This window comes from uncultured Bradyrhizobium sp., from assembly GCF_936943645.1.
Taxonomy (GTDB): Bacteria; Pseudomonadota; Alphaproteobacteria; order Rhizobiales; family Xanthobacteraceae; genus Bradyrhizobium.
Genome location: NZ_CAKZJO010000067.1, coordinates 33,131 through 59,963, shown reverse-complemented (window position 1 = coordinate 59,963; position 26,833 = coordinate 33,131). Strand labels below are relative to the sequence as shown.

Genomic DNA, 26,833 nt, shown 5'->3' with positions numbered 1-26,833 from the left:
GCTTGCGGGAGAGGTCGCGCGGAAGGCGCGGGTGAGGGCTTTCTCCTCTTGGGGATTGTCCCGTTGCGGAAGCACCCTCTCCCCGACCCTCTCCCGCAAGCGGGAGAGGGGGCACACCTCCGACGGTGCACCGATCAAGGCTCACTTCATCGCGCTCAGAACTCGCCGTGCAGCCGCCCTGAGAACACCGACACGGGGCCGCGGTCTGCGTTGTAGGCGGGGTTGACGATCAGCTGATAGTCGGCGGTGAAGGTCAGCGCCTTGTTCAGCGCGTAGGCGTAGTAAGTCTCCAATACGCGTTCCCTGCGGTAGTTGAGCTGGCCGTCGCCGATCAGCGGACCGAGGCCGCCGGCGGCGATGAAGTCGCGATGGTCCTGCGACAGGGCATTGATGGCGCCGGCGATGGCAACGACGTCGTCGGGCCGACCCCATCTCGTTCCCTTCACCGAGACGCCGCCGGACAGGCTGCGGTCGATGTCGGTGAAGGCCATGATCTCGTTGCGGCCGTCGTTCCAGCTCCACCGGCCGAACAGGCCGACGTCGTCGGTGATCGCCTGTTCGACGTTGAAGGCGTAGCCGTATTTGAGGCGGCCGCGGCGGGTCTGGCTGATATCGACGCCGAACGCCGGATTGTCCAGCGTCTCGCGATAGCTGCCGGAGAAGGCGCTGTTGACGAAGCCGAGCGTGCGCAGCTTGCCGGGCAGGCCGAACAGCGAATAGCGCGTCTCGAGCTCCATCACATACTCGCCGCGCCGCCCGATGTTCGTGTCGAAATTGCTGGAGTTCGACTCCGCGCCGATCAGGAAATAACCCGCGCGCAGCGCCCATTGCTTCTGGTTCAACTCGGCGGTGGCGCCATAGCCGAGGCCGAGCTTGTCGGCGGCATAGTCGAAGGCGCCGGACGCCCAGATCGACCAGTTCATGAAGTCCTTGCGCGGGTCATGCGCATAGGAATTGCCGTCGAACACGTCGACCACGGAGAACTTGCCGACCTGCAGGGTCAGGCGCGAGACGTCGACCTTGCTCGCGAGCTGAAGCTGGCCGCTAGCAAGCTCCTCCTGCTCGCCGCCGAAGCCGAAGGTGTGGCGCACGAACAGCCGCGAGGCATTGAAATGCGGATAGGGAAAGCCCGACTTCTGCGCTTCGCCGTTGGGGAAGCCCGCGGCGCCCGTCGTGTTGTTGAAACCGAAACCCTGCAGCAGCTCGGGATTGAAATAGACCTCGCCGCCGTCCCAGAGCCGCGCATTGAGATAGAGCGAATTGCTCCAGGTCTGCTGAAAATCCGGCGACGGCAGCAGGCTGTTCGGTCCGGTATAGGGCGCGCGGAACGCCGGGTAGCCCTGTCCGAGCGCAGTCGACTGGCCGTGGATCTCCCAGCGATTCGACTCGGTGTCGGTGACATCCGACTTCGGGTTATAGGTCGGCACGCCCGGCCAGTCGATCTTGCGATTGAGGCCGAGCCGCAGGCTGTGAAAATCCATCGACGAGGCATATTGCGCGCCGTCGGGGAAGGTGACGTTGGCGTTCTCGAACTTGCTGTAGAGATATTCGAGCCGCGCACTCCAATGCGGCGCGAAGGCGTATTCGACGCCGCCACCGGCAGTCCAGCCGAGCCTTGTGTGCAGCACCTTCTCCTCAACGCCGCCGTTCGGCGTCGAGAGGAAGCGCTCGCCGGTGAAGGCCGCGCCGCCGGTGGCGTAGAACAGCCAATCGCCATGGGTGTAGCCGAGCCGCGCGCGCAGGCTCGCGACATAGTCCCAGCGTTCCTCCGCGAACGACAGCGCCGTCCCCGTCGACGACACGACGTGGTTGGAGGGCATATAGTTCGGAAAGGAGATGTCGCCTTCGACGCCGAGCAGCAGGCCCGAATTGAGGCGCCAATTGTAGCCGGCCTGGACGCCGCCGGTCGCGCCGGTGAAGACGTTGTTGTCGGTTGCGAGCGTGGGGTCGGTCAGCGTCGCCGCGGACGTGCCGCGGGTGACGCCGACATGCGCGCCGATATAGAGGCCGGTCCAGTCATAGACCGCTTTCAGCGCCGGCGCCTTGAGCGGCAGATCGGCCGCGCGGCCCGTCGCGGGAACAGCCAGCACGCCCGAGGCGATCGCCGCGGCTGTCCGCAAGTACCTGAAACGAGTACCCCTCAACGTCACAACGCCCGCCCCCAAACGCGAATGTATCCCAATCGCCGCAGCCGACATCCCTGCCGGTTCGCGACAATTCTGTCATCAGGTCCTTGGCTATTCACGCGATCAGTCGAGATGATCTCGGTCCGACGCGATTTCTTCCCAAGTTCCAGATCCCGTCGCAGACTTTATTGCGATTAATTCGCAATAGCAACTGATGCGGCTTGCCGCACCGAACGGTTCGCACTTCGGTGTGACGGGACTGCAACAATTCCAGCGGAACCCAGAAATGAATGACCCGCCCGGGGGGACAACCGGGCGGGTCGGGGCACGACACGGGGTGGATGAGGCGCCCGTGTCGGACGCAGGATCCACGAGAGATCGGCCTCAGGTACTCAAATCAGTAGCAGGTACGAACGCGGCCGACGTACTGGCCGAAGGCGTTGTACTGGGCGACCCAGCCGCAGCGGTGATAGCCGTAGTAATAGGGGTCGTTGCTGGCGGCGATCGCGGAGCCGACGACGGCGGCGGTGGCGATGCCGGCGCCCACACCCCAGACCCAGCCGGGCTGCTTGGCTTCGGCCGAGGTGGTGGTGGACGCGATGCTGCCGGTCACGGCGAGGGCAGCGAGAGCGACGGCGGCAATCTTGGTCTTGATCGACATGTGAAACTCCATCCGGGGTTGAGGCGGTCCGTTGTGGCCCGCGTGCCCAATTGGACGGAGGCTCCTCATTTCCGGTTCGAAGGCACAGAATCCGGTCGCCGAGAAGCAGCGTTTCTCAAGTGATTCCAGAGAGATGCGAGCTAGCCGAGCGGGCCCTTGGCGAGCCTGTTCACGTCGAAGTTATCGACCTCGCCGAGTAATTCGCAAAAGGCCGTCGCGCCGCGATCGATCAGCTGCTCGCCCTTTTCGGCCACGGCCAATGTCGCATTGCCGATCGCGCCGCTGACGTGAAGATCCTGCGCCTGCCAGGCGAACGGTGCCGGGCGCTGCGTCGACAGCCAGCGATATTGTTTCTCCATGGCGATGCTGCTCGCGGGAAAATCCGCAATCGCATCCTTGCGCACCTGATCGGGATAGCGCGCCAGCATGATCGAGGTCTCGACGGCACCACCGTGAATGCCGTGGCGTACCTCTTCGGTGGGGAACAAGCTGTCGGCGCCTGACAGCCGCGACCACGACGTCGTCACCACGAACAGTTTTTGGTGGGCGCGAAGGTCTTGCGCCACCAGCATCATGGCCGCGCTGTTGCCGCCATGGCTGGTGATGATGACGAGCTTCTTCACGCCGCGCCGCGCGATGTCCTCGCCGATACCAGTCCATCGCCTCAGTGCGGTTTCAGTCGGCAGCGTCTGCGTGCCCGGATAGTCGATATGCTCGGTGGAAATCCCGATCGGCTCAACCGGCAGGAAGGTCGCCGGAACGCTTCCCGGCAGCCGCTCGCGCACCCGCGCCAGATAGGCTTCCGCAATCAGCACGTCGGTTGTGACAGGCAGATGCGGGCCGTGCTGCTCGGTCGCCGCCAGCGGCAGCACGGCGATCCAGCGCGCCGTCTCCGCGGGGGTCGCATCGGCCCAGCGGATTGCGGTCCAGTCGCGAGACGGCATCATTGAGGTTTCTTTGGAGGTTTCATTGCCCGAATTTGTCACGTAATTTGGGGTATCAGGGGACGCGGGCCCGGCCGGCTCGCGTCCCCTGATGTCATGCGGTTTTATCGCGTTGCGTTCACATGAGCCAGCCGCGATTGGCCGGAAGCGATCGACGGAGTGCCATTATGTCTTCCTTTCATCTGTGGCGAGCGTTCGCAGCGGGCCTGATGGCCGCTTTTGTCTCTCTCGCGCCGGCGCGGGCCGAGACGCTCGACAAGGTCACCTTCGGCACCAACTGGGTCGCCGAGGCCGAGCATGGCGGCTTCTTCCAGGCGGTCGCCGACGGCACCTACAAGAAATACGGGCTCGACGTCACCATCGTTCCGGGCGGGCCCAACGAGAACAACCGGATGCTGCTGATCGCCGGCAAGATCGATTTCTTCATGGCCGCGAACACGCTGATGTCGTTCGATGCGGTCGCCAACAATGTTCCCGTCGTGACCATCGCCGCGATCTTCCAGAAGGATCCGCAGGTGATGCTGACGCAGCCGGATGCCAAGGTCGGCAAGATCGAGGACCTCAAGCCGCTGACGCTGTTCGTGTCCAAGGAGGGCATGGGCAGCTATTTCCAGTGGCTGAAGTCCGAATACGGCTTCAACGAGAAGAACGTCCGCCCCTATAATTTCAACCCGCAGCCCTTCATCGCCAATCCCAAGAGCGCGATGCAGGGCTACGTCACTTCCGAGCCCTTCGCGGTGGAGAAAGCCGCCGGCTTCAAGCCGAACGTGCTGTTGCTGGCCGATTACGGCTTCAACACCTATTCGACCCTGATCGAAACCCGCCGCGACATCGTCGAGAAGAAGCCCGACATGGTGCAGCGCTTTGTCGATGCCTCCATGATCGGCTGGTACAATTACATCTACCGCGACAATTCCGCCGGCAACGCCATGATCAAGAAGCTCAATCCGGAGATGACCGACGATCTGCTCGCCTATTCCGTCGCCAAGATGAAGGAGCATGGCATCGTCGATTCCGGCGACAGCTTGAAGAACGGTATCGGCGCCATGAGCGACGAGCGTTACACCTCCTTCTTCAACAAGATGGTCAAGGCCGGCGTCGTCAAGCCCGATCTCGACTTCCGGAAGTCCTACACGCTGCGCTTCGTCAACAAGGGCGTCGGCGTCGAGCTGCGCCCGAACAAGCCGTAGCGCAGGGGCGATGTCTTCAGGCAAAACCTCGTCCGCCGTCGAGACCGGCCTGACGCATCTCGCCGTCAGCCTGCGTGGCGTGACGAAGACCTACGACAACGGCGTCATGGCGCTCGGGCCGTTCGACCTTGCGGTCCGCAAGGGCGAGTTCATCTCGCTGCTGGGCCCGTCCGGCTGCGGCAAGTCGACGGTGCTGCGGCTGATCGCGGAGCTCAGCGCGCCATCCTCCGGGATCGTGCGGGTGGCGCGCCACGAAGGCGAGGTACAGCCGGGACACGGCATCGGTTTCGTGTTTCAGGAGCCGACCCTGATGCCCTGGACCAGTGTGCGCGAGAACGTGCGGCTGCCGCTGAAGCTTGCCAGCGTGCCGAAGGCGGAAGCGCGCGCGCGTGCCGACGCGGCGCTGGCGAGCGTCGGGCTTGCCGATTTCGCGGACAGCTTCCCACGCGAGCTCTCCGGCGGCATGAAGATGCGGGTGTCGCTGGCACGCGCGCTCGTCACCGATCCGGATATCCTCTTGATGGATGAGCCGTTCGCCGCGCTCGACGAGATCACGCGCTTCCGTCTCAACAACGATCTGCTCGCGCTGTGGCGGACGCTCGGCAAGACCGTCATCTTCGTCACCCATTCGGTGTTCGAATCCGTCTATCTGTCGCAGCGCGTGGTGGTGATGACGGCGCGGCCGGGCCGCATCCAGGCCGACATCCGCATCGAGACGGTCGAGCCGCGCGGCGAGGCGTTTCGCACCTCCGCTGCCTATTCCGACTATTGCCGGAAAGTGTCGGCGGCGCTGGCGCCGTCCTATCAGGGGCAATCGACGCTATGAGTGCGCAGGCGGACGTCACAGCGAAGCCGCAAGGCGCGCAACGCGCGATGCGCCTGGTGCTTCCCGTCATCGTGTTCGCGGCCGGCCTAATCGCCTGGGAGCTGGTGGTTCGCATCAAAGGCATTCCGCCTTACGTGCTACCGGCACCGTCCGTGATCGTGCTGACCCTGATCAAGGACTGGGCGGTGCTGTCGCAATCGCTCGCCACCACGCTCCTGACCACGCTCGAAGGTTTTGTCGCGGCCAGCATCGGCGGCATCGCGCTGGCGCTGCTGTTCAACCAGTCGAAATGGGTGGAATATTCGCTGTTCCCCTATGCGATCGTCCTTCAGGTCACCCCGGTGATCGCGATCGCGCCGCTCCTGCTGATCTACCTGGAACAGCAGACCGCGGTCGTGGTCTGTGCCTTCATCGTCGCCTTTTTCCCGGTGCTGTCCAACACCACGCTCGGGCTCAATTCGGTCGATCGCAACCTTGCCGGCCTGTTCCAGCTCTATGGCGCGTCCAGGCCGCAGACATTGCGCTTTCTGAAGCTGCCCGCGGCGCTGCCCTACATTCTGGGCGGCCTGCGGATCGCCGGCGGCCTGTCGCTGATCGGCGCTGTCGTCGCCGAGATCGCGGCGGGAACGGCGGGCGCCGGCTCCGGGCTCGCCTATCGGATCGCCGAATCCGGCTATCGATTGAACATACCCCGCATGTTCGCAGCGCTGCTTTTGTTGTCGCTGGCCGGGATTGTCATCTATGGGGTGCTGGCGCTAGTTTCGCACCTCGTTTTACGGCGCTGGCATGAGAGCGCGCTTGGAAAGGAAAACTAATGGCTGCCGGTTCGATTTCGTCCGAAAAGATCGACCTTCTGATCTATGGGCCGGTGCGGCCGATCCTCGAGAACGGGTTTTCCGATCATTTCGTCGTGCACAAGGCCGAGACGCGCGGCGACCTCGAGCGCCTGACCCCGGCGATCCGCGAGAAGATCCGCGGCGTCGCCGTGACCTATCATACGGTCCGTGCCGACAAGGACTCGCTGTCGCAGCTGCCCAAGATCGAGATGGTGGCGAGCTTCGGCGTTGGCTACGACCATATCGATGCCAAATACGCGGCCGAGCACAACATCATCGTCACCAACACGCCCGACGTGCTGACCGAGGAGGTCGCCGACGTCGCGATGGGTCTTCTGATCTCCACCTTGCGCGAGTTCATCAAGGCCGACCGTTATGTGCGCTCGGGGCTGTGGCAGACCCAGAACTATCCGCTCAGCGTCGGCTCGCTGCGCGACCGCAAGGTCGGCATCGTCGGCATGGGCCGGATCGGCCAGGCCATCGCGCGCCGGCTGGATGCCTCGCTGGTGCCGGTGGTCTATCACTCGCGCAACCCGTCCAAGGACGTCTCCTACAAGCACTATCCCGACCTGATCGAGATGGCGAAGGCGGTGGACACCTTGATGGTGATCGTGCCCGGGGGCGCCTCCACCAACAAGATGATCAATGCCGAGGTCTTCAAGGCGCTCGGCCCGCGCGGCGTGCTGATCAACGTCGCGCGCGGCTCGGTGGTGGACGAGCCGGCGCTGGTCCAGGCGCTGAAATCCGGCACCATCCTCGCCGCCGGCCTCGACGTGTTCGCGGCCGAGCCGACCGTGCCGGACGAGCTCAAGACCATGCAGAACGTCGTGCTGCTGCCGCATATCGGTTCGGCCTCGGTGGTGACGCGCAATGCCATGGACCAGCTCGTGGTCGACAACCTCAAATCATGGTTCTCGGGCAAGGCGCCGTTGACGCCGGTGGCCGAAACACCGTTCAAGGGGCGTTGATGTCCGTTCTTCGGGGTCTCGCATTCGCCGTCGCGGCCTCCTTGGCCGCGATCGGCATCGCGCATGCGCAGGATGCGACGACCCTGAAGAAATCGATGCCAGGCCAGTGGGAGCTCTCGACCACCGAGCGCAGCAAGACCTGCGTCGTCACGATGAAGGGCGACGCCGCAGGCCAGGGCTTCAAGCTGGAGCTTGAGCCGGCCTGCAAGACCGCGCTGCCCTTCACCAAGGACATCGTCGCCTGGAGTGTCAGGGGTCTCGATATCGTCCGCCTGCAGGACGCGACCGGTGAAGCCGTGATCGACTTCACCGAGGTCGAGGCCGGCATCTTCGAAGGCCTGCGCCAGGGCGAAGGCGTCTACATCCTGCAGGATCTCGCCGCAGCCCGCTCGATGGCCAAGTCGATGGACCAGATGATCGGCGACTGGGCGATGGTGCGCGGCAACGGCCAGCCGGTGTGCGGCTTGACGCTGACCAACACCGAGGCGGCGCCGGATAATTTCCAGGTCTTTCTCAAGCCGAAATGCGACGCGGCCATCGCGCAGTTCAACCCGACGCAATGGCGGCTCGAGCGCGGCCAGATCATCCTGATGTCGAAATCAGGCGGGACCTGGCAGTTCGAGGCCGACGACAATGCGCAATGGCGGCGCGTCCCCGACACCGCCGATCCCCTGATCATGCTGCGTCAATAGGCGGCCCGACATCCGCCGCCGCGCGAAAGCGGAACCCGCCGACCGGGGAGCTCGTTGACGGGAGAGGTGATTTCGTTGGGAGATCCGGCATGGCCAAGCGCGTCCTCGCGATCGGCATCGAGCCCGGCAGTGCCGACTATAGCGCGTTCCCGCAGCTGACACCGGAGCTCGTGCGCCATTACATCGAGGCGCAGCTGCTGCGCCTGCGCGATCTCGGCTTCGAGGTCACGAGCTGCCTGATCGATCTCGACGCCACCGCGGAAGCCGGCGTTACCGCGGCCCTGCGCGACGAGCGTTTCGACTGCATCGTGATCGGTGCTGGCCTGCGCGAGCCCAAGGAGCGCCTCGTGCTGTTCGAGCAGGTGCTCAACCTCGTCCATTGCCTCGCGCCTGACGCCGCGATCTGCTTCAACACCACCCCCGCCGATACCGCCGAGGCGGTGCAGCGCTGGATCGAGCCGTGAGAGCCGGCTTACGCTCGCCCTGTAGTCGGTGAGCCTCGATTCGCAAATGCAACCATCCGTTGACGACCCGGACTTGATCGCCAATCATGCTCGGGGAATCGTCGCCGGTGGGAAATCTTTCATGTCCAGATTTGTGCTGCTGCTCGTCTGCGCAACCATGCTTATGGGCTGCGACGCTCTCAGCACGGTGACGGAAGGGGTCAAGCAGGCGAAGGCCGTGGCGGCCGACCTCGAGCAATCCACCGGCGTCAAGCCAGAGGTCGGCTTCAATTGGCACAATGGGCGGCTGGTGTCGGTCACGGTCCAATTCCCGCGTCCCTATGACGACAAGCCCCTGAATCAGCTCGCAGGTCTCGTTCGCGACGCCGTCGCCAAGGATTTCAAGCAGACGCCCCAGCAAATCGTGCTCGCATTCGCAGTCGACAAGTGAGGTCGGCGCGACGGGCAGACGCACCCGCACGGCTGGTTCGCCGCGCCGCCTGCCGTCAGCACGTTTTCGTCCTAGATCAACCGCATCCCGCGCAGGCTCGCATGTCCGCCCTTGCCGACGATGATGTGGTCGTGCACGGCGATCCCGAGCGGCTTGGCGATGTCGATGATCGCCTTCGTCATCTGGATGTCGGCCTGCGAGGGCGAAGGATCGCCGCTGGGATGGTTGTGCACCAGGATCAAGGCGGTCGCCGATAATTCCAGCGCGCGCTTGACCACCTCGCGCGGATAGACCGGGGTGTGGTCCACCGTGCCGGTCTGCTGCACCTCGTCGGCAATGAGCTGGTTGCGCTTGTCGAGGAAGAGCAGGCGAAACTGCTCCTTGTCGGCGAACGCCATGCTGGACCGGCAATAGTCGATCACCTCGTTCCAGGACGACAGCGCGTTGCGGCTGTTGACCTCGCCCTTGGTCACGCGGCTCGCGGCGGCGGCGATCAGCTTGAGCTGGTTGATCGCGGATTCGCCGACGCCGTCGACCTCGCGCAGGCGCGCGACCGGGGCGTGCACGACCTCAGCGAACGAGCCGAAAATCTTGATCAGCGTTTTCGCCAGCGGCTTGGTGTCGCGCCGCGGCAGCGCCGGAAACAGCGCCATCTCCAGCAGCTCGTAATCGCTCAGCGCATCCGCACCCGCGCTGTAGAAGCGCTCGCGCAGCCGTTCCCGGTGGCCGTGATAATGCGGCGCGTCCTCAGGCTTGCCGGTGTCCTGGTTGGATCTCGAAGACATAGCGCTCAACCATGCCGTATCGGGTGCGTTTTGCAACCGGGAAGTGCCGCCGCGTCGCCGGGGATCCAGCACATGTGCCTCCCCGGCGGAGGAGGCCTTACTCAGGTCGTTGCAGGCTTCTGTGTCGCGATCGACTTGGTCGCCTCGATACCAGGCTCGAAATCGAGATATTCGGGGGGGCGTTGGGCCAGGCGCGCGCGTTTGATGCCGGCCTTCACGAATTCCTCGATATGGGCGGGAACGAGGTGCAGTCGGCCGAAATCGCGTGTGAGCGTCTGTTGCAGCCGGCGCCGGGTCAACTCATCGGTTACGGCGAAACGATCGAGATAGAGCTCCAGAATGCGCCGCTTGTCGTCGTCGCTCGGATAGCCCATCCGGATATGCGCATCAAAACGGCCGGCTCGTTTTGCGAGCGCTTCGTCAATGGCCTCGGGATGGTTCGTTGTGGCGATCGTGATGATGTCGTCGTAGGCCGAGCCTCCGGACAGGACCTGAAGCAACTCGCCGGTGACGTCATCCTTGTTTGTGCCCGCATAGGGATTCTGCCGGCTCTTGGTCATGAGGTCCAGATCTTCGAGAATGACGACGGCGGGAGCCAGCGTCTGCGCGAGATGATAAATTGAGCGGATATGCTCAACCGCCTCGACGATCAAAATCGTAGCCTCGCCCGCAATGTCGTTCACGAAGCATTCGATCGCAGTAGATTTTCCGTCGCCGGGTGGTCCTGACAGGAGGAGCCCGCGACGAATGCTGAGGCCTTCTGCCTTCAACATATCGCGGTTGCGAATCGATGCGGCGATGAAGTCGAGTTCGCCGCGGGCTTGCTCGTGGGGAATGACATCGTTCCAGGAGCGGTCCGACATTCGCGAACGGACGGTACGCAGGTCGCGGTTGATGAGCACCACCCTGCCCTTGAATGGCGTCGATTCGCGGAGCAGTTGACGGACCAACGCCACGACAGCCGCTTCGTCCTGCTCGTGATAGATCAATCCGACGCTGTCGAGCGAGCTTTGACCGTAGTAGCGGCGCTCCGCCATCTGGACGACGAGCATGAATTGAGCGCCGGTTTCCGGGACCGTGCCGCGAAAGACGCTACGGGGTCGAATGACCTGCAACTCGCCGTCAATGGTGAGAGTCACTTTGTCGGGCCGCCAAGCTGGAATGACGGCTTTGCGCTCGGCGGAGCCGAGACCGGGAAGCTCGCTCAGCCACATCCAGCCGGGAAGATCCGCCAGCTTCCGGGTAAGGATCGCGATGGTGGCATCGTCGGTAGAAAGCGACAGCGTGCTTGGGTCCTTGCCGCCGCAGAAGATGCGGAACAAGGTCGAATAGCCGATCTGCGGCGTCGCCGAGCGCTTGATCTGCTTGTGCTGGGCAACGATGTAGCCGAGCGCCGCCGCCATGGTCGCAAAGCCCTTGATCGTGTCTTCAGGGATCTCCGCAAGCAGCTGGTCCCGGAGAGTCAGCGACGCCGCGGCGGATTCGGCGTAGAGCTTCTTGATCAACGGGTCGTTCGCGACAGCGGCTCCTTCGCTGACCTCGTAGACGCCATAGACGAATTCACCATCGGCGTCAGAGCCATAAACGGTCGCCGTCACATTGAGCGACGAAGCCAGGATTTCGGCAGTCTTGCGGGCCTCGGTAACCCCCTTGACCAGCCGTTCCTCGATCACGGCCTTGCCGGCAATCTCCGAGTTGCAGCGGATGGCGAATTTTTGACCTGTCGACGATCGGGCCTGCTCGACCTTGAACCACATGTCCGGTGAACCTCCAGCACGCCTATTGCTCGCGGCGTTGTTGCTGGCGATTTCCTATCAGACAACTTTTGCGTGTTCCAGCGCGCGTGACCGGATCAGGCTCACCCGATCTGCTTCTCGCCGTGCCGTTCCGACAGCGTGAAGATCTCGACGCCGGTGGCGGTGACGCCGACGGAGTGCTCGAACTGCGCCGACAGCGAACGGTCGCGCGTCACGGCGGTCCAGCCGTCGGACAGGATCTTCACATGCGGCTTGCCGAGATTGATCATCGGCTCGATCGTGAAGAACATGCCGGGCTTGAGCTGCACGCCTTCGCCGGGCCGGCCGATATGGATGATGTTCGGCTCGTCGTGGAACATGCGGCCGAGGCCATGGCCGCAGAAATCGCGCACCACGCTCATGCCCTGCGGCTCGACGAAGCTCTGGATGGCGTGGCCGATGTCGCCGGTGGTGGCGCCGGGCTTCACGGCCGCGATGCCGCGCATCATCGCTTCATAGGTCACCTCGATCAGCCGCTCCGCCTTGCGGGCGATCGGGCCGATCGCATACATGCGGCTGGAATCGCCATACCAGCCGTCGACGATGAAGGTGACGTCGATGTTGACGATGTCGCCTTCCTTCAGCGGACGGTCGCCGGGCATGCCGTGGCAGACCACGTGGTTGAGCGAGGTGCAGGTCGAATAGCGATAGCCGCGATACATCAGCGTCGCCGGAAAGGCCCCGTGGCTGAAGGCAAACTCGCGGACGAACTGGTCGATGCGCTCGGTCGGCACGCCGGGGCCGACGATGTCGGTGAGCTCGTCGAGGCACTTGGCCACCAGCGCGCCCGCCTTGCGCATGCCGGCAAAGGCGGCCGGCCCATGCAGCTTTATCTGTCCGGTCTTGCGCAGCGAGGTATCGGTGGCTTCGACGTAGCTCATGCTTAAGCGGTCTTCCTTGGGGCGGGCTTTTCGGGCTGATCGCGATGTCGGCGGAAAGGCTTGATTTCAGGCCCCAATTTAATGATTGCGGGCTCTCATGCAAGCCGACCGTGGTCCTTGGGCCCGAAAGCGGGCCTAATTCGGGACTTCTACGGTGGTTTCCACCGGCAGCGCGCCGCCGCGGATGCGGATTTCGCGGACCGGATAGGGAACCCGGATGCCCTCGCGCTTGAAGGCGTCCCACAGCGCCAGCATCACGTCGCTCTTGACCTTGTCCATGCCGTCGGGGTCGGCGATCCAGAAGGTCAGCGAGAACTTCATGCCGGCCTCGGCGAACTCGGTCAGGATGCAGGTCGGCGGTTTGCCCTTCTGCGCGCGCGGATGGGCTTCCGCGGTCTCGGCGGCGAGCTTGCAGACCAGCTTCGGGTCGGCGTCGTAATTGGTGCCGAACGCGATCTTCACCAGCGTGTTCTTGTCGGTATAGGTCCAGTTGACGACCTTCTGCGTCACCAGATCCTCGTTCGGCACCAGGAATTCGCGGCCGTCACCGGCCGCGACGGAAATATAACGCGTCTTCATCGCGCTGATGCGGCCGGTGTTGTCGCCGATGGTGACGAGGTCGCCGGGCTTCACCGACTTGTCGGCGAGCAGGATGATGCCGGAGATGAAGTTGGCGACGATCTTCTGCAGGCCGATACCGATACCGACGCCGACCGCGCCGGAGAACACCGCGAGTGCGGACAAATCGATGCCGACGGCGCCGAGCGCGATGACGATGGCGACGGCCAGCAGCCCGATGCGGATGATCTTGACCAGCAGCACCTGCACCGACGGCGTCAGATCGGTGGTCGCGTTGATCCGGCTCTCGGCGAAATTGCTCGCGATGTTGGTGGCCCAGAGCGCGATGAGGAGCAGCGCGCCGGCCTTGAGCACCAAGAGCGGGGTCAGCCTGAGGCCGCCGAGCACGATCGCGTAGGAATCGAGCAGGTCGACCGTCGTATCGAGCTGGCCGAGAATAGAGAGCGCGGCGAGAAACCACGCCGTGATCGACACCAGGCGGACGATGAAGGCATTGCGCAGCACCGAGGTGACGAGCCGGATCACGAGCCAGGCCAGCCCGAGCTTGGCGGCGACCATCAGGAGATAGGACCGGCTCGGCCAGGTCGCGTGGTACATCACGAGGCGCGAGATGATCACGAGCAGGGTGAACACGGCCGTCGAGGCGCTGGAGACCATCACCCGGGCGAAGTGCCGGAGCGGCAGCGGCCAGCGCATCGTCAGCGCGGCCATGTCGACCCGGTTGCGCACGCCGGTCTCGGCCGCATAGGCGATGCCGGCCGCGGCCAGGATGAGACCGAATTGCAGGTAGAACCAGGGCGAGGAGATTTCCGCCCCGACGCTGCGCGCGGTGGTCTGCACGAACTCCATGAAGTCCTTGAGGTCCATGTCCATAGGTCTCGTCGGCAAGCGGGGAGGGATTGATTCGAGGGGGCCGCGGAATCCCACAAAGGGTGCGGCCGAGCCATCGATACACCGGCATGTGATGTACGTTAAGGCCGTAAAATACGGGCAGATTGCCGCGAGATGCGAAAATGGGTTGGCGTGCCGTGGCGGCGACGATAGAGATGCTGAAGCAGGATGATTGTTGGTCGAATAAGGCATCGCCAAGAACGCTCTTCGCCTCTCCCCGCAAGCGGGGCGAGGGGGCGCGCTGCCAGTGCGTCCCTAGTGCCATCTCGTCCGATATCGGAGTAACCCGCAGCACCGCATGGCCTCTCTCGACTCCGTCAGCCTCGCCATATTGCTCGGCGCCGTCCTCGTCATGGCCGGCATCCTGTCGAGCCTGCTTGCGTTGCGCTTCGGCGCGCCGCTGCTGCTCGTCTTCCTCGCGGTCGGCATGCTCGCGGGCGATTCCGGTCCCGGGCAGATCCAGTTCGACGACGTCCGCACCACCTATCTGGTCGGCTCGGTGGCGCTCGCGCTGATCCTGTTCGACGGCGGCCTGAAGACGCGTTTTGCCAGCATCCGCACCGTGCTGGCGCCGTCCGTGGTGCTGGCGACCGCCGGCGTGCTGCTGACCGCGCTGATCACCGCGCCGTTCGCCAAATTCGCGCTCGATCTCAACTGGACGGAATCGCTACTGGTCGGCGCCGTGGTGGCCTCGACCGACGCCGCGGCCGTGTTCCTTCTGGTGCACACTCAGGGCCTGCGCCTGCGTCCCCGCGTCGGCGCAACGCTGGAGGCCGAGTCCGGCACCAACGACCCGTTCGCGATCTTCCTCACCTTGATGCTGGTCGAGTACATCTCGCTAGGCTCGAGCTCGGCGAGCCACGTGGTGATGGAGTTCATCCAGGAGGCGGTGCTGGGCGCCGTCGTCGGCGTCATCGGCGGGCGTCTCGTCGTCATTGCGCTCAACCAGGTGGCGCTGCCGCAGGGCCTGCATGCGCCCTTCGTGACCACGGGCGCCCTGGTGATCTTCGGCGGCTCGCAGATGATGCATGCCTCCGGCTTCCTCGCGGTCTATCTCGCCGGCATCATCATCGGAAACCGGCCGACCCGCGCGCATAATTCGGTGGTGGCTTTCCTCGACGCCGCGACCTGGCTGGCGCAGATCGTAATGTTCGTGCTGCTCGGCCTTTTGGTCTCGCCGAGCCGGCTCGGTACCAGCGTGCTGCCGGCAATCGGCGTCGCCTTCGTGCTGATGCTGGTGGCGCGGCCGATCGCCGTGTTCGCCTGTCTTGCGCCGTTCCGCTTCAACTGGCGCGAGAAGATCTTCATCGCCTGGACCGGCCTGCGCGGTGCGGTCGCGATCTTCCTGGCCTCGATCCCGATGCTGGTCGGCCTGTCCAAGGCCTATCTCTATTTCGACGTCGCCTTCGTCGTGGTCATCATCTCGCTGCTGCTGCAGGGTTGGACCCTCGCGCCTGCCGCGCGCAAGCTGCACGTCGCGCTGCCGCGCGCCGAGCGCGGCCCGCGCCGCGTCGAATTGGACCTGCCCGGCCAGCTCGAGCAGCAGCTGGTCGGCTATCCCGTTCGGCCCAAGAGCCTGTATTTCCGCCGCGGCCTGATCCCGTCCTGGTCCAAGCCGACGCTGGTGATCCGCAACGAGAACATCCTGACGCCGCTGGAGGCCGACCCGATCGCGCCCGGCGACTACATCTACCTGCTGGCGCCGCCGGAAAAGGCCGAGTCGCTCGACCGCTTCTTCGTCGACATGCAGCCGAGCACCGCGCCGGACCCGCATCTGCTCGGCGACTTCATGGTCTCCGGCGAGCACACCCTCGCCGAGCTCGCCGGGATCTACGGCGTGAAGGTGAGCGAGGACGAGGGCAAGCTGACGCTTGCGGATTATTTCGACGTCCATCTCGACCGCGCGCCGAAGGAGGGCGCCGAGCTTGCGCTGGACGAGATCGTGCTGGTCGCCCGCAGCATCTCCGGCGGCCGTGTCAGCGTCGTCGGCCTGCGTCTGCCGGAAGAAGACGAGACGCCGCCGCCGCTGACGCGCACGCAGGCGCTGCGCAAGAAGCTCGCTGATGTCTGGGCCTCGGTGGCGGGGGTATAGCGAGGCGCGGTGCCTCGCCAATCTCCAGTGTCGTCCCGGCGAACGCCGGGACCCATAACTACAGGCAGGAATTTGGCGAAGACTCGCAGTTGCTCCTTCTTCGCCGGCATTTGCACCGGAATCCCTCGCTAGATCACGCGGTATGGGTCCCGGCGTGCGCCGGGACGACAGTGTTGGGTGTTGCGCCAGCCCGGCCCCACACGCACTCCCCCTCAGGCCAGCATCTTCACCCCGCCGAAGCTCGTCACCCGCCCCTGCTTCAGCATCACGATCTGGGTGGCGAGCTGGCGCAGCTCGGCGGCGTCGTGGCTGACATAGACCATGGGGACATTGGCCTCGTCGCGCAGCCGGACGAGATAGGGCAGGATCTCGAGCTTGCGGCCTTCGTCGAGCGCGCCGAGCGGCTCGTCGAGCAGCAGCAGCCGCGGCCGCGATAGCAGCGCGCGGCCGAGCGCAACGCGCTGACGCTCGCCGCCGGAGAGTTTTCCGGGACGACGATCGAGCAGCGCGCCGATGTCGAGGAGGTCGATGACGCGCTTGTGCTGCACCGGATCTGGCGCAAGGCCGTTCATGCGCCGTCCGTAGTCGAGATTTTGCGCGACGTTGAGATGCGGGAATAGCCGCGCGTCCTGGAAGACATAACCGATGCGTCGGCGCCAGGTCGGCACATGGATGCCGGCGGCGGTGTCGTCGACGGTCTCGCCGTCGATCACGATGCTGCCGCGGTCGGGCCGCAACAGCCCGGCGATCATGTTGACCAGCGACGTCTTGCCGGAGCCCGAGGCGCCGAACAGGCCGATGACGCGGCCTTCGCTGCTGAAGGAGGCCTGGAGCGAGAACTCGCCGAGCTGTTTTTCGACGTCGACGCGCAGCATGGTCAATTCCCGTGCAGTCGCGCGGTGGCGCGGCGGGCGAACCACTCGGCTGCGATCAGCGCGCCCAGCGCCAGCACGATCGAGACGATCACGAGCCGGCCGGCCGCGGCATCGCCGTCCGGCGTCTGGATCAGCGAATAGATCGCCGACGAGATTGTCTGGGTCTCGCCGGGGATGTTGGAGACGAAGGTGATGGTGGCGCCGAACTCGCCGATCGCCTTGGCAAAGCCCAGCACCATGCCGGCGAGCACGCCGGGCAGCGCCAGCGGCAGCGTCACGGTGAAGAACACTTTCCAGGGCGCCGCCCCCAGCGTCTCCGCGGCCTGCTCGAGCCGGCGATCGATCGCTTCGATCGACAGCCGCATCGGCCGTACCAGTAGCGGAAACGACATCACGCCGCAGGCGAGCGCGGCGCCGGTCCAGCGGAACGAGAACACGATGCCGAGATGATCGGCGAGAAAGCCGCCGACCAGGCCTTTGCGACCGAACGTCAGCAAGAGCAGATAGCCGGTGACGACAGGCGGCAGCACCAGCGGCAGATGCACGAACGCGTCGAGCACCGACTTGCCCCAGAAATCGCGCCGCGCCAGCAGCCACGCCAGCGCGATGCCGAAAGGCGTCGCGACCAGCGTGGCGATGATCGCGACCCTGAGCGAGAGCAGGATCGCGGTCCATTCGGCGGGAGAGATCTCGAACATCAAGTGCTGAATATCAGATCGAAGAAATTAGGTTGTCGGGCTGACCAGGAACTTGAAGCCGTATTTTTCCAGAATGGTCTTGGCGGCCGTGGAGCGCAGGAAGGCGAGATAGTCATTGGTCTCGGCCTTCGCGGTCGTGGTCGCGGCAACGGGATAGATGATTGCGGGATGCGACTCCGCCGGGAAGGTGCCGACGATCTTCACCCCGGGCTCGACCTTGGCGTCGGTGGAGTAGACGATGCCGAGATTGGCCTCGCCGCGCGCCACCAGCGTCAGTGCGGCGCGCACGCTCTCGGCCATGGCGAATTTCGGCTCGGCGGCCCGCCAGGCGCCGAGCTTTTCCAGCGCGGCCTTGGCATATTTTCCTGCTGGCACCGACTTGACGTCGCCGGTCGCGATCCGGCCGTCGCCGGCGAGTTTTGCGAGGTCGAAGCCTTGCGCGATGGTGACGTTGTCGATCTTGGAATCCTTCGGCGCGATCAGCACGATACTGTTGCCGAGCAGGTTCACGCGCGTCGGCTCGTTGATGGTCTTCTTGGAGATCGCGTAGTCCATCCAGTCGGTGTCGGCCGAGACGAACACGTCGGCCGGCGCGCCCTGCTCGATCTGCTTGGCGAGCACGGAGCTCGCGGCATAGCTGACGCTGAACTTCACGCCGGTCTTGGCGGTATAGGCGGCGTCGATCTCGTCGAGCGCGTTCTTCATCGACGCGGCGGCGAACACGGTGATGGTCTTGTCCTCGGCGGCGGCCGGCGAAAGGCTTGCGCCCGCGAGGATCACGAAGGCGGTGAAAAGTCCTGCAATGCGTAACATGGAGCGCTCCCGGCGAATCCGCGCACGCGGGATGCGCGCGCTGGACTGGCGTTGGTGGGTCGGTCGCGACGGGTGGAAGCGCTGCTCCACGGAGCCCTGGCTGCGGCTTACGGCCGGCAGGGATATCGCAATTGCGAAGATAGCAGGGGCCGCGGCCTCAGGTCAAAGGGGGCCGCTGGTCCGGCCAACAGCGCTATTGGACGGGCAGGATCGCGATTGCGACCGCATCCTCCCTGGCGCCACTGATCTGGAGCACGAAAGGCTGCGCCGACAGCTGGTATTTCACGGTCTTACGGATGCCGCTGCAATCGGTCGCACCGCTGAAGGCCAGGGGTTTCAGGACATGCCCATCCTGGACCACGTCGATCCAGGCGCCGGCGGACAGGCTGATCGTGTAGGGCCCGGCCGTGGCGGATTTGATGCTGGTGAAGCCGGCAAAGGTGCCATCCTTTGGCGCCCGCTCCGGCGGCGAGGGCAGCTTTGCCTCGCTGGGGACGACCAGTCCGAGCCTGATGGCCGAGGACGGCAAGGCCGCCTGCTCGCTGCCTGATGCGAGCCTGGCGATGTCCGGTGCGGTGAGCGCGGCACGCTCGCGCTCGATCGGCCATTTGAACTTGTCGCAGCCGCTGGGCTCGTCGGCGGCGGATGCGGAGGTCGCGCTGAACGATAGCGCAGCGAGGAGGGCGAGGACGCGCATGGGAGATCCCATCGTTGGCCTCGCGAAGGGCGCGAGGCTTGCGGTCAGGTTTTTTGAATGACGGGATGCGCGTCCCGGAATGCCGCGGGCTTACGGCGCAGCGGCGTAGGCATGTTAGCGCATTTGGTCGTTACGAACCAACCAACGAGTTCGTCATCCGGCAGCCATGCCTCAATCACCACCGTCGTCCCGGACAAGCGGAGCGCCGATCCGGGACCCATAGCCACAGGCGGGTGTGGCTACGGGGATTCGGAGTGACCTGCTTCGCGCAATAACCACGCCCTGTGGTGATGGGTCCCCGCGTTCGCGGGGACGACATCGAGAGTGTGGTGACCACCGCCATCCGCTAAAATTACGGCTTCGCATCACCCGCGTGCAGCACCGCCTTGCACGCCGCAGGCATCTGCGCCAGCGTCATCGGCGGTCGTGGCTTCGGCGGCTCCGGCGGCGGCTTGGGGTGCAGCACGGCGTCGGAGAACCAATAAGCGAGATCGGCGGGCTTGCAGCCTTCGTCCTCGGACTGCGACGGCTGGCCCTCGCATTCGCCGGCGCCCGCCGGGCAGCGCATGCGGATGTGGAAGTGGTAGTCGTGGCCCCACCAGGGGCGGATCTTCGACAGCCAGGCGCGGTCGCCCTTGGCCTCGCGGCACAGCGCCTTCTTGATCGCGGCATTGACGAAGATGCGCTGCACCGCCGGCTCACGCGCCGCATCGCGCAGCACCAGCACATGGCTCGCCGTGAACACCTTCGGATCGATGTCGAGCCGGTCGTGCCGCACCATCATCACCGCCGACATGTCCTCGCGCTCCTCGCGCGAGAGGCGGCGGTCCGGCATCGGCGTCAGCCAGATGTCGGCATCGAGACCGATCTGGTGGCTGGCATGGCCTGATAGCGCCGGCCCGCCGCGCGGCTGGGCGATGTCGCCGACCAGGATGCCCGGCCATCCCGCGTCCTTGTGCGCCTTGGCTGCGAGCCGCTTGATCAGCGCGATCATGTCGGGATGGCCGTAGCTGCGATTGCGCGACAGCCGCATCACCTGCCAATGATCGCCGTTGGCGGGAATCTGCTCCGCGCCGCCGATGCAGCCCTTGGTGTAGGAACCGATGACGTGGGCCGGCCCCTTCGACGGCAGCAGCTTGCGCGCGAACAGCTCCTTGGCGGCGACATCGGGGTCGTTCGGATTGGCGAGCGGCGGCAGCGGCTTCGGATTGACGCTGCCCTTGTCCTGGGCCAGCGCGCCGCCGGCGGCCAGAAGCGTCATGACGAGCAGGAGAGGGGCGAAGCGGCGGGGATTCATGCTGATTCCCCTTATAGCCCAACACCGCCTCAGGGTTAAGAATGTGGCTTTCGCCCGGCCCCAATCTCACGCCGTCTTTACGACTGTTGCCTCAGCGCAAAGCTCGCCCGACACGACGGCCTCCGTGTTCCATGAGCTCGTCGGAAAGTCCGCGTCGTTTCGCCGGCCGGCCCGGTTCTTAACAATGCGATAACCGTATCCTGCATTGACCAAAATTCGTGCGCGGAAAGAGGTTCGCCTCGATCCCGTATACAATCGAATGCGGGCTCGGAATTGATTCATGGAGAGGGCGTGTTTTTGCGCCACCTCTCTCCTCGATTGCGACGAGGCCGCACATTTGGCGCGTCGCGTGGTCCGCTTGCGCCTCGCAAACAGGCAAGAGAGCCCGGCTCTCGGTGCTCGCAAGGCGCTGTCCTGGCGCGCCGGGTCACCCAAGATTACTTTTTTTTCAGACACTTGCCCCAAAACTTGCGCCGCCGGGCGCGATTGGGACGAGTGAAGTTGGGTTTGAAGTCTCGAAAAGCAAGAAAACGAAACAGAAGCGTGCTTCCCCGGGCCGGCCAATCGCCGCGCAAGCCGCGCTTCGCGCGCGTGCCGCGAGCCCTTTCAGAGCGCGACGAAGTTTTGCGCAGCCGTGCCGAGGTGGAAGCCGCGATCGCGGACGCGCGCAAATCGCATGAGCGCCTGCGCCAGGCCATCGACATCCTGCCGCAGGGCATCGTGTTTCTCGATGCCGAAGGCCGCTATGTCCTCTGGAACAAGCAATACGCCGAGATCTACAGCAAGACCGCCGACCTGTTCGAGGAAGGCGCCCGTCTCGAAGACACGCTGCGCATCGGCGTCGCCCGCGGCGACTATCCGGAGGCCTTGGGCCACGAGGACGAGTGGATCGCCGAGCGGCTGCAAAAGCTCTATCAACCCGGCGCGCGCCACGAGCAGAAGCTGTCGGACGGCCGCGTCATCCTGATCGATGAGCGCCTGACCGAGGACGGCGGCGTCGTTGGCCTCCGTGTCGACATCACCGAGCTCAAGCAGCGCGAGGCCTCGTTCCGCCTGCTGTTCGACGGCAATCCCGTTCCGATGATCGTCTGTGCGCGGGACGACGAGCGCATCCTCGGCGTCAACGATGCCGCGATCGCGCATTACGGCTATAGCCGCGCCGAGTTCGAGCGGCTGAAGATCCGCTCCCTGCAGGCCTTCGACAGTGAGCCGCCCTGGACCGTCGACCGCTCCAGCGAGGAGCAGGCCGGCCGCACCTGGAAGCACGTCAAGGCTGATGGCGCGCTGATCGACCTTGCGATCTATTCCCGCGAGTTGACCTATGCCGATCGACCTGCGGTGCTGCTCGCGCTGATGGACATCACCGAGCGCAAGCGCGCCGAGGCGCGGCTGGCCTTCATGGCCCAGCATGACGCCCTGACCGGCCTGCCGAACCGCACCCTGCTGCGCCAGCAGATGGACGAGATGCTGCTGCACACGCGGCGCAGCGCCGAGAAGGTCGCGCTGCTGATTTTGGGGCTGGACAATTTCAAGGCGGTCAACGACACGCTGGGACACGCGGTCGGCGACAAGCTCTTGCGCGGCGTCGCCAAGCGGCTGCGCTCGACCTTGCGCGAGGAAGATGCGCTGGCGCGGCTCAACTCCGACGAGTTCGCGATCCTGCAAAGCGGCCTGGCGCGGCCCGAGGATGCGGTGGGACTCGCCAAGCGCCTGCTGGAAGCCATCGCCGATCCCTATCTGCTCGACGGCCATTCCGTGGTGATCGGCGCCTCGATCGGCATCGCGATGGCGCCGGGCGATGGCGAGGAGTCCGAGAAGCTGCTCAAGAGCGCGGACATGGCGCTGTCGCGGGCCAAACTGGATGCGCGCGGCAGCTTCGCCTTCTTCGAGGCCGCGCTGGATGCGAAAGCGCAGAGCCGCCGCAAGATCGAGGTCGAGCTGCGCGACGCGATCCGCAACGACGTGCTGCGGCCGTATTATCAGCCGCTGATCGACCTCTCGAGCGGCCGCATCACCGGCTTCGAAGCGCTGGTGCGCTGGCCGCATGCCGAGCGCGGCATGGTCTCGCCGGCCGAATTCATTCCGGTCGCCGAGGATACCGGTCTGATCAATCCGCTCGGCAGGCTGATGCTGCGCCGGGCGTGCCTGGATGCCGCGGCCTGGCCGGACGACGTCCGTGTCGCCGTCAATCTGTCGCCGCTGCAGTTCCGCAGCGGCAATCTGCTCTCGATGGTGACGGACGCGCTCAAATCTTCCGGCTTGCCGCCGCGCCGGCTCGAGCTCGAGATCACCGAGACGCTGCTGCTGGAAAAGAGCGCGCAGGTGCTGGCGACGCTGCATGCCTTGCGCGCGCTCGGCGTGCGCATCTCCATGGACGATTTCGGCACCGGCTATTCCAGCCTCAGCTATTTGCGCAGCTTTCCCTTCGACAAGATCAAGATCGACCAGTCCTTCGTGCGCGATCTCGGCGCCAATCGCGAGGCCCAGGCGATCATCCGCTCCATCGTCAGCCTCGGCAAGGGCCTCGGGGTCACTATCACCGCCGAGGGCGTCGAAACCGAAGCCGAGCTGAGCTGCCTGCGCGCCGAGGGCTGCGACGAAGGCCAGGGCTTTCTGTTCAGCAAGGCCCGGCCCCATGCCGAGATCGTCAGCCTGCTCGCCGCGCAGCGCGGCATCGACGGCGACGAGGACGCGCTGGTGGCGTGAGCGGCAGCTACGAAGCCGGTGTGCTCCCCCTCGCCCGCGTGCGGGAGAGGGGGGTCTCCGCAACGAGATAGTCCCCGAGAGGACAAGGCCCTCACCCGCCGACCTCCCCCGCAAGCGGGAGAGGTGCACCGAGCTCGCGACTCAACCCTTTAAATCAACTCGGATATCAAGCCGCCCGCAGCCCTGCCAGGAACCGATCCACGCTTCGCATCAGCGCCGATGCATGCTGCCCCAGCTCACCGGACGCTACCATCACATTTCCGGCCAGTGCCCGCGATTGGTCGGCGGCCTGGCTGGCGCCGGCAACATTGGCCGAGACGTCCGTGGTGCCGGCCGAGGCCTGCTGCACGCTGCGCGCGATCTCCCGCGTCGCGGAGCCCTGCTCTTCGACCGCGGCGGCGATCGTGGTGGCGATGCCGCTGATCTCGCGGATGGTGTCGCTGATGCCGGAGATCGCGGTGACGCAATTGCCGGTGGCAGCCTGGATCGCGGTGACCTGGCTCGCGATCTCGTCGGTCGCCTTCGCGGTTTGGCTCGCCAGCTCCTTCACCTCGGAGGCGACCACGGCAAAGCCGCGGCCGGCTTCGCCCGCGCGAGCCGCCTCGATCGTGGCGTTGAGCGCAAGCAGGTTGGTCTGGCTCGCGATCTCGCTGATCAGCCGCAGCACGTCGCCGATGCGCTCGGCGGCGGTGGCAAGGCTCGTGACCATCTCGGTTGTCTCGGCTGCCTTGACCACGGCGCCGCTCGCGACCTCACTGGAATGCGTGACCTGACGGCCGATCTCGCTGACCGATGACGCCAGCTCCTCGGTCGCCGCTGCCACCGCATTCACGCTGGTCGAGGCCTCCTCGGAGGCCGTCGCTGCGGCGGAGGCGCGCTGCGAGGTGCCGTTGACGCTGGTGGTGATCTCGCCGGCCACGCTCTGCATGCCTTCCGTCGCCTTGGCCACCGCGGCCACCACGCCCTTGACGTCGGCCTCGAAGCGGTCGGCCATCTGTCGCTGCAGGACCTGCTTCTCGATCTCTGCCCTGGCCTTGTCGGCCTCCTGCGTCTCGCGCAAGGTGCCCGCTTCGAGCATGTTGCGTCGGAACACGTCGACCGCCTTGGCCATGGTGCCTAGCTCGTCCGGGCGTTCGCTGCCGGGAATGGTGACGCTGGTATCGCCGCTCGACAGCCGGTTCATGACCGCGGTGATTGCGGTGAGCGGCCGCGACAGGCCGCGCCCGAGCAGCAGCGCCAGCACGATCGCGACAGCGAGGATCGCAACCGTGCCGAGGATCAGGTTGCGCTCCGCCGTGGCGAACGCGGCCTCGTATTCGGTCGTGTCCTTGATGATCTCGATCACGCCGACCGGCGCTCCAGCGTAATTCTTGATCGGCCCCGCATAGACCTCGACCGGGTGACCGTCGAGCTCGGCCTCGTGGCGGACCGCCGAACCGTCGATCGCAGCTTTCAACTGATCCATGGTGGTGACGACCGTGCTGCCGAACGTCGAAGACAGCTTGTTCAGGTTCTTGCCGTCGAGCGAGTAGACCGCGAGGTCTATGCCAAAGCGCTTCTTGGCACGGTCGACGAATTCCTTGCCGAAGGCGGCGCCGATATCGACGTTGGCGACGCTTTTTCCGTCGCGCATGATCGGTGTCATGCCGAAGATGCCAAGCGCCTCGCGGCCCGGCTCCACGCCGACGATCTGCCGGCCGCCCTTGATCGCTTCGACGACGGTCTCGCGGCGCGCCGAGACGTCGTCGCCGAACACCTTGGGAGCATGCACCCGGTAGAACGCGACCGCGGGCGGAACCTGGAAGGTGATAAGCGGGATACCTTGCGCCTTCAGGGATTTGTTGGCCTCGCCGAGCAGTGCGGCCAGGCCGTCGCGGTCGCCCTTGGCGATGGCGTCGCCGACCGGCGGCAATGCCGCGATCACGGCGGAGACGGCCAGGGCCGAGCGTCCCTCATAGTCGATCGCCGCGATCACGCTCTCATACTGCAGCCTGAGCTGCTGATCGAGCGCCATCCGGGTCAGCGCCCGTTGCTGGCTGATCGAGAAGCCGGAGAGGATGGCGCATGCCACTGCAACGGTGAGTGCGATGGCGAGAATCAGGCGGGCGGCAATCGATTTGATCTTGAACATCGAAAATTCCCAGGCATTTCCAAATCTTGCTTTGGAGAAAAGTCCCAGAAATTGCTTAACAACAAGGCCGGAGTCGCCTCCGTGTTTCAACGGAGTCGCTCCCATGCTTTTGCATGACTCGATGCAATGGGCGCATGGATGGCCGGTTGTTCGTCGCACGCAGAGGCAATACGACGCAGCCATGCCTGCCGGCGACTAGTGGTCCCCGGTCAGGATCGCCTTCCCCACGTCTTCATAATGCGTATCCCGCGCCTGGATCTGCTGGGCGATGGCGTGAATGTCGCGGAAGCGGCGCTCGAACGGGTGCTTGCGGAACACCGCCGTTGCCCCCGCCATGTGATAGGCGGTGTCGACGACCTTGGCCGATTGGTGGATGGTCCAGGTCGCGGCCAGCCGGACCGCGCTGCGATGCGCGGCGCCGAACTCGCCGGTCGCGGACAGCTCGCGCCACATCGCCTGCGCGGTGGCATAGAGATAGGCGCGTGCGGCCCGCAAGTCGCCCTCGGTGCGGCCGATCAGGCCCTGGACCGCTGCGTTGTCGCGCATGGCACTGGCTGCGAGCGAAGCATGCTTTGCGCGTGCCAGTGCGATCGCCGCATCCAGCATGGCGCGCGCGACGCCGAGCGAGACTGCGGCAAAGCCGAGGCTGAAGGTCGAGCCGGTGCCGATCCTGTAGAGCGGTCCCGGCTCGCGCAGCGCGGCCGTCACGTCGCGAAAGGCCGTGAAGCGTTCGGGAACGAAGAGGTCGCTCACCTCGTAGGAATCCGTGCCGGTGCCGGCAAGGCCAATCGCCTGCCAGACGTCGTGCAGCGTCGCGCTCGCGACGGGAAAGAGGATGGTGCGCACCTCCGGCGAGCCGTCGGCATTTTTCCGCGGCGTGCCGTCGCTGCCTACGATGCGCACATGCGCGCCCAGCCAGCTCGCTTGCCGCGAGCCCGAGGCGAAATCCCAGCGCGCCGTGACGCGATAGCCGCCCTCGACCGCGCGGGCCTCATGCGCGATCGCGCCCCAGGCGAGGATGCCGGGCGCCGTATTGAAGATCTCCTGCGCGGTCTCGTGATCAAGCGACGCCGCGATCATCGCGCAGACCGTGCACTGGCCGAGACACCAGGCGGTCGAAGCGTCCGCCTTGGCGACCTCCTCCAGCATCTGCATGAAGATCTCGATCGGAGCTTCAGCGCCGCCGAGGCTCTGTGGCAGCAGCGCACGATAGAGCCCGTTCTCGATCAGGCCGTTCACGACGACAGGCGTCAGCCGCCGCGTCCGCTCGATCTCGTCCGCCTCGCGCGCGATCAGGGGGCCGAGAGACCGCGCTCGCTCGACGAGGCCGATTGCCCTGGTCTTGTTCATGCCTCTTCCCGTGCCCTTCTTGATTGCGGTTCGACGGGGCAGGCAGATGGTGGCCCATTCGTCGGGCTCGATCAAGATTTCCGCGCCTGCGCTGCGGAAATCCTG

23 protein-coding genes are annotated in these 26,833 nt (G+C 65.3%); 9 read left to right on the top strand and 14 right to left on the bottom strand.

Annotation, left to right across the window (positions count from 1 at the left end):
• Nucleotides 1-155: 155 nt before the first annotated feature.
• From Q0743_RS19520 to Q0743_RS19510, 3 genes are all read right to left on the bottom strand, one after another.
• Nucleotides 156-2,120: a carbohydrate porin gene (locus Q0743_RS19520; RefSeq protein WP_298243127.1), complete on the bottom strand. Its 1,965-nt coding sequence runs from the start codon at nucleotides 2,118-2,120 to the stop codon at nucleotides 156-158.
• A 403-nt stretch (nucleotides 2,121-2,523) separates the two neighbouring features.
• Nucleotides 2,524-2,787, bottom strand: a complete 264-nt coding sequence (locus Q0743_RS19515) for a hypothetical protein (RefSeq protein ID WP_198964387.1) — start codon at nucleotides 2,785-2,787, stop codon at nucleotides 2,524-2,526.
• 140 nt (nucleotides 2,788-2,927) lie between these two features.
• Nucleotides 2,928-3,734, bottom strand: a complete 807-nt coding sequence (locus Q0743_RS19510) for a creatininase family protein (RefSeq protein WP_298243126.1) — start codon at nucleotides 3,732-3,734, stop codon at nucleotides 2,928-2,930.
• A 164-nt stretch (nucleotides 3,735-3,898) separates the two neighbouring features.
• Here Q0743_RS19510 and Q0743_RS19505 point away from each other — a divergent pair, with 164 nt between their 5' ends.
• The 7 genes from Q0743_RS19505 (at nucleotide 3,899) to Q0743_RS19475 (ending at nucleotide 9,137) form a co-directional block, all read left to right on the top strand.
• Nucleotides 3,899-4,921: an ABC transporter substrate-binding protein gene (locus tag Q0743_RS19505; RefSeq protein WP_298243125.1), complete on the top strand. Its 1,023-nt coding sequence runs from the start codon at nucleotides 3,899-3,901 to the stop codon at nucleotides 4,919-4,921.
• A gap of 10 nt (nucleotides 4,922-4,931) precedes the next feature.
• Complete coding sequence (locus tag Q0743_RS19500) at nucleotides 4,932-5,747, top strand: ABC transporter ATP-binding protein (RefSeq protein WP_298243124.1); 816 nt, start codon at nucleotides 4,932-4,934, stop codon at nucleotides 5,745-5,747.
• Nucleotides 5,744-6,562, top strand: a complete 819-nt coding sequence (locus Q0743_RS19495; RefSeq protein ID WP_298243123.1) for an ABC transporter permease — start codon at nucleotides 5,744-5,746, stop codon at nucleotides 6,560-6,562. Before Q0743_RS19500 ends, Q0743_RS19495 begins: the two co-directional genes overlap by 4 nt.
• Nucleotides 6,562-7,551, top strand: a complete 990-nt coding sequence (locus Q0743_RS19490; protein ID WP_298243122.1) for a 2-hydroxyacid dehydrogenase — start codon at nucleotides 6,562-6,564, stop codon at nucleotides 7,549-7,551. Before Q0743_RS19495 ends, Q0743_RS19490 begins: the two co-directional genes overlap by 1 nt.
• Nucleotides 7,551-8,243 carry an AprI/Inh family metalloprotease inhibitor gene (locus Q0743_RS19485; protein ID WP_298243121.1) on the top strand — a complete coding sequence of 231 codons (693 nt, stop codon included), beginning with the start codon at nucleotides 7,551-7,553 and terminating at the stop codon, nucleotides 8,241-8,243. Before Q0743_RS19490 ends, Q0743_RS19485 begins: the two co-directional genes overlap by 1 nt.
• A gap of 89 nt (nucleotides 8,244-8,332) precedes the next feature.
• Entirely contained in the window at nucleotides 8,333-8,707 is a 375-nt protein-coding gene (locus tag Q0743_RS19480) for a hypothetical protein (RefSeq protein ID WP_298243120.1), read from the top strand.
• Nucleotides 8,708-8,828: 121 nt separating this feature from the next.
• Nucleotides 8,829-9,137, top strand: coding sequence for a hypothetical protein (locus Q0743_RS19475; RefSeq protein ID WP_298243119.1), 309 nt, complete (start codon nucleotides 8,829-8,831; stop codon nucleotides 9,135-9,137).
• A 71-nt stretch (nucleotides 9,138-9,208) separates the two neighbouring features.
• Here Q0743_RS19475 and radC read toward each other — a convergent pair whose 3' ends face one another.
• The 4 genes from radC to Q0743_RS19455 all read right to left on the bottom strand — a co-directional run bounded on the left by radC (nucleotide 9,209) and on the right by Q0743_RS19455 (nucleotide 14,051).
• Nucleotides 9,209-9,922, bottom strand: a complete 714-nt coding sequence (gene radC, locus Q0743_RS19470; RefSeq protein WP_298243118.1) for a DNA repair protein RadC — start codon at nucleotides 9,920-9,922, stop codon at nucleotides 9,209-9,211.
• A gap of 101 nt (nucleotides 9,923-10,023) precedes the next feature.
• Nucleotides 10,024-11,679, bottom strand: a complete 1,656-nt coding sequence (locus tag Q0743_RS19465; protein ID WP_298243117.1) for an ATP-binding protein — start codon at nucleotides 11,677-11,679, stop codon at nucleotides 10,024-10,026.
• A 101-nt stretch (nucleotides 11,680-11,780) separates the two neighbouring features.
• The gene (gene map / locus Q0743_RS19460; RefSeq protein WP_298243116.1) at nucleotides 11,781-12,599 is read right to left on the bottom strand and encodes a type I methionyl aminopeptidase; all 819 of its coding nucleotides are present in this window, start codon (nucleotides 12,597-12,599) and stop codon (nucleotides 11,781-11,783) included.
• 135 nt (nucleotides 12,600-12,734) lie between these two features.
• A complete protein-coding gene (locus tag Q0743_RS19455; protein ID WP_298243115.1) occupies nucleotides 12,735-14,051 on the bottom strand; it encodes a mechanosensitive ion channel domain-containing protein in 1,317 nt (438 codons plus the stop codon).
• A gap of 316 nt (nucleotides 14,052-14,367) precedes the next feature.
• Between Q0743_RS19455 and Q0743_RS19450 the strand changes: the two genes are divergently transcribed.
• Nucleotides 14,368-16,161, top strand: a complete 1,794-nt coding sequence (locus tag Q0743_RS19450) for a potassium/proton antiporter (RefSeq protein WP_298243114.1) — start codon at nucleotides 14,368-14,370, stop codon at nucleotides 16,159-16,161.
• A 212-nt stretch (nucleotides 16,162-16,373) separates the two neighbouring features.
• On the opposite strand, the gene modC is transcribed toward Q0743_RS19450, so the two are convergent.
• The 5 genes from modC to mepA all read right to left on the bottom strand — a co-directional run bounded on the left by modC (nucleotide 16,374) and on the right by mepA (nucleotide 20,541).
• The gene (gene modC, locus Q0743_RS19445) at nucleotides 16,374-17,036 is read right to left on the bottom strand and encodes a molybdenum ABC transporter ATP-binding protein (protein WP_298243113.1); all 663 of its coding nucleotides are present in this window, start codon (nucleotides 17,034-17,036) and stop codon (nucleotides 16,374-16,376) included.
• 2 nt (nucleotides 17,037-17,038) lie between these two features.
• Entirely contained in the window at nucleotides 17,039-17,734 is a 696-nt protein-coding gene (gene modB, locus Q0743_RS19440) for a molybdate ABC transporter permease subunit (protein ID WP_298243112.1), read from the bottom strand.
• Between the two features lie 27 nt (nucleotides 17,735-17,761).
• The gene (modA, locus tag Q0743_RS19435) at nucleotides 17,762-18,547 is read right to left on the bottom strand and encodes a molybdate ABC transporter substrate-binding protein (RefSeq protein ID WP_298243111.1); all 786 of its coding nucleotides are present in this window, start codon (nucleotides 18,545-18,547) and stop codon (nucleotides 17,762-17,764) included.
• A gap of 193 nt (nucleotides 18,548-18,740) precedes the next feature.
• A complete protein-coding gene (locus tag Q0743_RS19430) occupies nucleotides 18,741-19,244 on the bottom strand; it encodes a hypothetical protein (protein ID WP_298243110.1) in 504 nt (167 codons plus the stop codon).
• 352 nt (nucleotides 19,245-19,596) lie between these two features.
• Nucleotides 19,597-20,541 (bottom strand): penicillin-insensitive murein endopeptidase, encoded by a 945-nt coding sequence (mepA, locus tag Q0743_RS19425; RefSeq protein ID WP_298243109.1) that lies wholly within the window; start codon nucleotides 20,539-20,541, stop codon nucleotides 19,597-19,599.
• A 543-nt stretch (nucleotides 20,542-21,084) separates the two neighbouring features.
• On the opposite strand from mepA, the gene Q0743_RS19420 reads away from it, so the two are divergent.
• Entirely contained in the window at nucleotides 21,085-23,247 is a 2,163-nt protein-coding gene (locus Q0743_RS19420) for an EAL domain-containing protein (protein WP_298243108.1), read from the top strand.
• Nucleotides 23,248-23,413: 166 nt separating this feature from the next.
• Here the strand turns inward: Q0743_RS19420 and Q0743_RS19415 are convergent, their stop codons facing one another.
• Complete coding sequence (locus tag Q0743_RS19415; RefSeq protein ID WP_298243107.1) at nucleotides 23,414-25,378, bottom strand: methyl-accepting chemotaxis protein; 1,965 nt, start codon at nucleotides 25,376-25,378, stop codon at nucleotides 23,414-23,416.
• Nucleotides 25,379-25,573: 195 nt separating this feature from the next.
• On the bottom strand, nucleotides 25,574-26,728 hold the full coding sequence (locus tag Q0743_RS19410) for an acyl-CoA dehydrogenase family protein (protein ID WP_298243106.1): 1,155 nt from the start codon (nucleotides 26,726-26,728) through the stop codon (nucleotides 25,574-25,576).
• Nucleotides 26,729-26,833: the final 105 nt, after the last annotated feature.

Excerpts from the sequence above, each read along its gene's own strand:
- modC (WP_298243113.1), bottom strand. The coding sequence starts at position 17,036 with ATGCTGCGCGTCGACGTCGAAAAACAGCTCGGCGAGTTCTCGCTCCAG.
- Q0743_RS19430 (WP_298243110.1), bottom strand. The coding sequence starts at position 19,244 with ATGCGCGTCCTCGCCCTCCTCGCTGCGCTATCGTTCAGCGCGACCTCC.
- Q0743_RS19475 (WP_298243119.1), top strand. The coding sequence starts at position 8,829 with ATGTCCAGATTTGTGCTGCTGCTCGTCTGCGCAACCATGCTTATGGGC.
- Q0743_RS19465 (WP_298243117.1), bottom strand. The coding sequence starts at position 11,679 with ATGTGGTTCAAGGTCGAGCAGGCCCGATCGTCGACAGGTCAAAAATTC.
- Q0743_RS19485 (WP_298243121.1), top strand. The coding sequence starts at position 7,551 with ATGTCCGTTCTTCGGGGTCTCGCATTCGCCGTCGCGGCCTCCTTGGCC.
- mepA (WP_298243109.1), bottom strand. The coding sequence starts at position 20,541 with ATGAATCCCCGCCGCTTCGCCCCTCTCCTGCTCGTCATGACGCTTCTG.
- modB (WP_298243112.1), bottom strand. The coding sequence starts at position 17,734 with ATGTTCGAGATCTCTCCCGCCGAATGGACCGCGATCCTGCTCTCGCTC.
- Q0743_RS19455 (WP_298243115.1), bottom strand. The coding sequence starts at position 14,051 with ATGGACATGGACCTCAAGGACTTCATGGAGTTCGTGCAGACCACCGCG.
- Q0743_RS19515 (WP_198964387.1), bottom strand. The coding sequence starts at position 2,787 with ATGTCGATCAAGACCAAGATTGCCGCCGTCGCTCTCGCTGCCCTCGCC.
- Q0743_RS19510 (WP_298243126.1), bottom strand. The coding sequence starts at position 3,734 with ATGATGCCGTCTCGCGACTGGACCGCAATCCGCTGGGCCGATGCGACC.
- Q0743_RS19505 (WP_298243125.1), top strand. The coding sequence starts at position 3,899 with ATGTCTTCCTTTCATCTGTGGCGAGCGTTCGCAGCGGGCCTGATGGCC.
- map (WP_298243116.1), bottom strand. The coding sequence starts at position 12,599 with ATGAGCTACGTCGAAGCCACCGATACCTCGCTGCGCAAGACCGGACAG.
- Q0743_RS19450 (WP_298243114.1), top strand. The coding sequence starts at position 14,368 with ATGGCCTCTCTCGACTCCGTCAGCCTCGCCATATTGCTCGGCGCCGTC.
- Q0743_RS19495 (WP_298243123.1), top strand. The coding sequence starts at position 5,744 with ATGAGTGCGCAGGCGGACGTCACAGCGAAGCCGCAAGGCGCGCAACGC.
- Q0743_RS19410 (WP_298243106.1), bottom strand. The coding sequence starts at position 26,728 with ATGAACAAGACCAGGGCAATCGGCCTCGTCGAGCGAGCGCGGTCTCTC.
- Q0743_RS19500 (WP_298243124.1), top strand. The coding sequence starts at position 4,932 with ATGTCTTCAGGCAAAACCTCGTCCGCCGTCGAGACCGGCCTGACGCAT.
- modA (WP_298243111.1), bottom strand. The coding sequence starts at position 18,547 with ATGTTACGCATTGCAGGACTTTTCACCGCCTTCGTGATCCTCGCGGGC.
- radC (WP_298243118.1), bottom strand. The coding sequence starts at position 9,922 with ATGTCTTCGAGATCCAACCAGGACACCGGCAAGCCTGAGGACGCGCCG.
- Q0743_RS19415 (WP_298243107.1), bottom strand. The coding sequence starts at position 25,378 with ATGTTCAAGATCAAATCGATTGCCGCCCGCCTGATTCTCGCCATCGCA.
- Q0743_RS19480 (WP_298243120.1), top strand. The coding sequence starts at position 8,333 with ATGGCCAAGCGCGTCCTCGCGATCGGCATCGAGCCCGGCAGTGCCGAC.
- Q0743_RS19490 (WP_298243122.1), top strand. The coding sequence starts at position 6,562 with ATGGCTGCCGGTTCGATTTCGTCCGAAAAGATCGACCTTCTGATCTAT.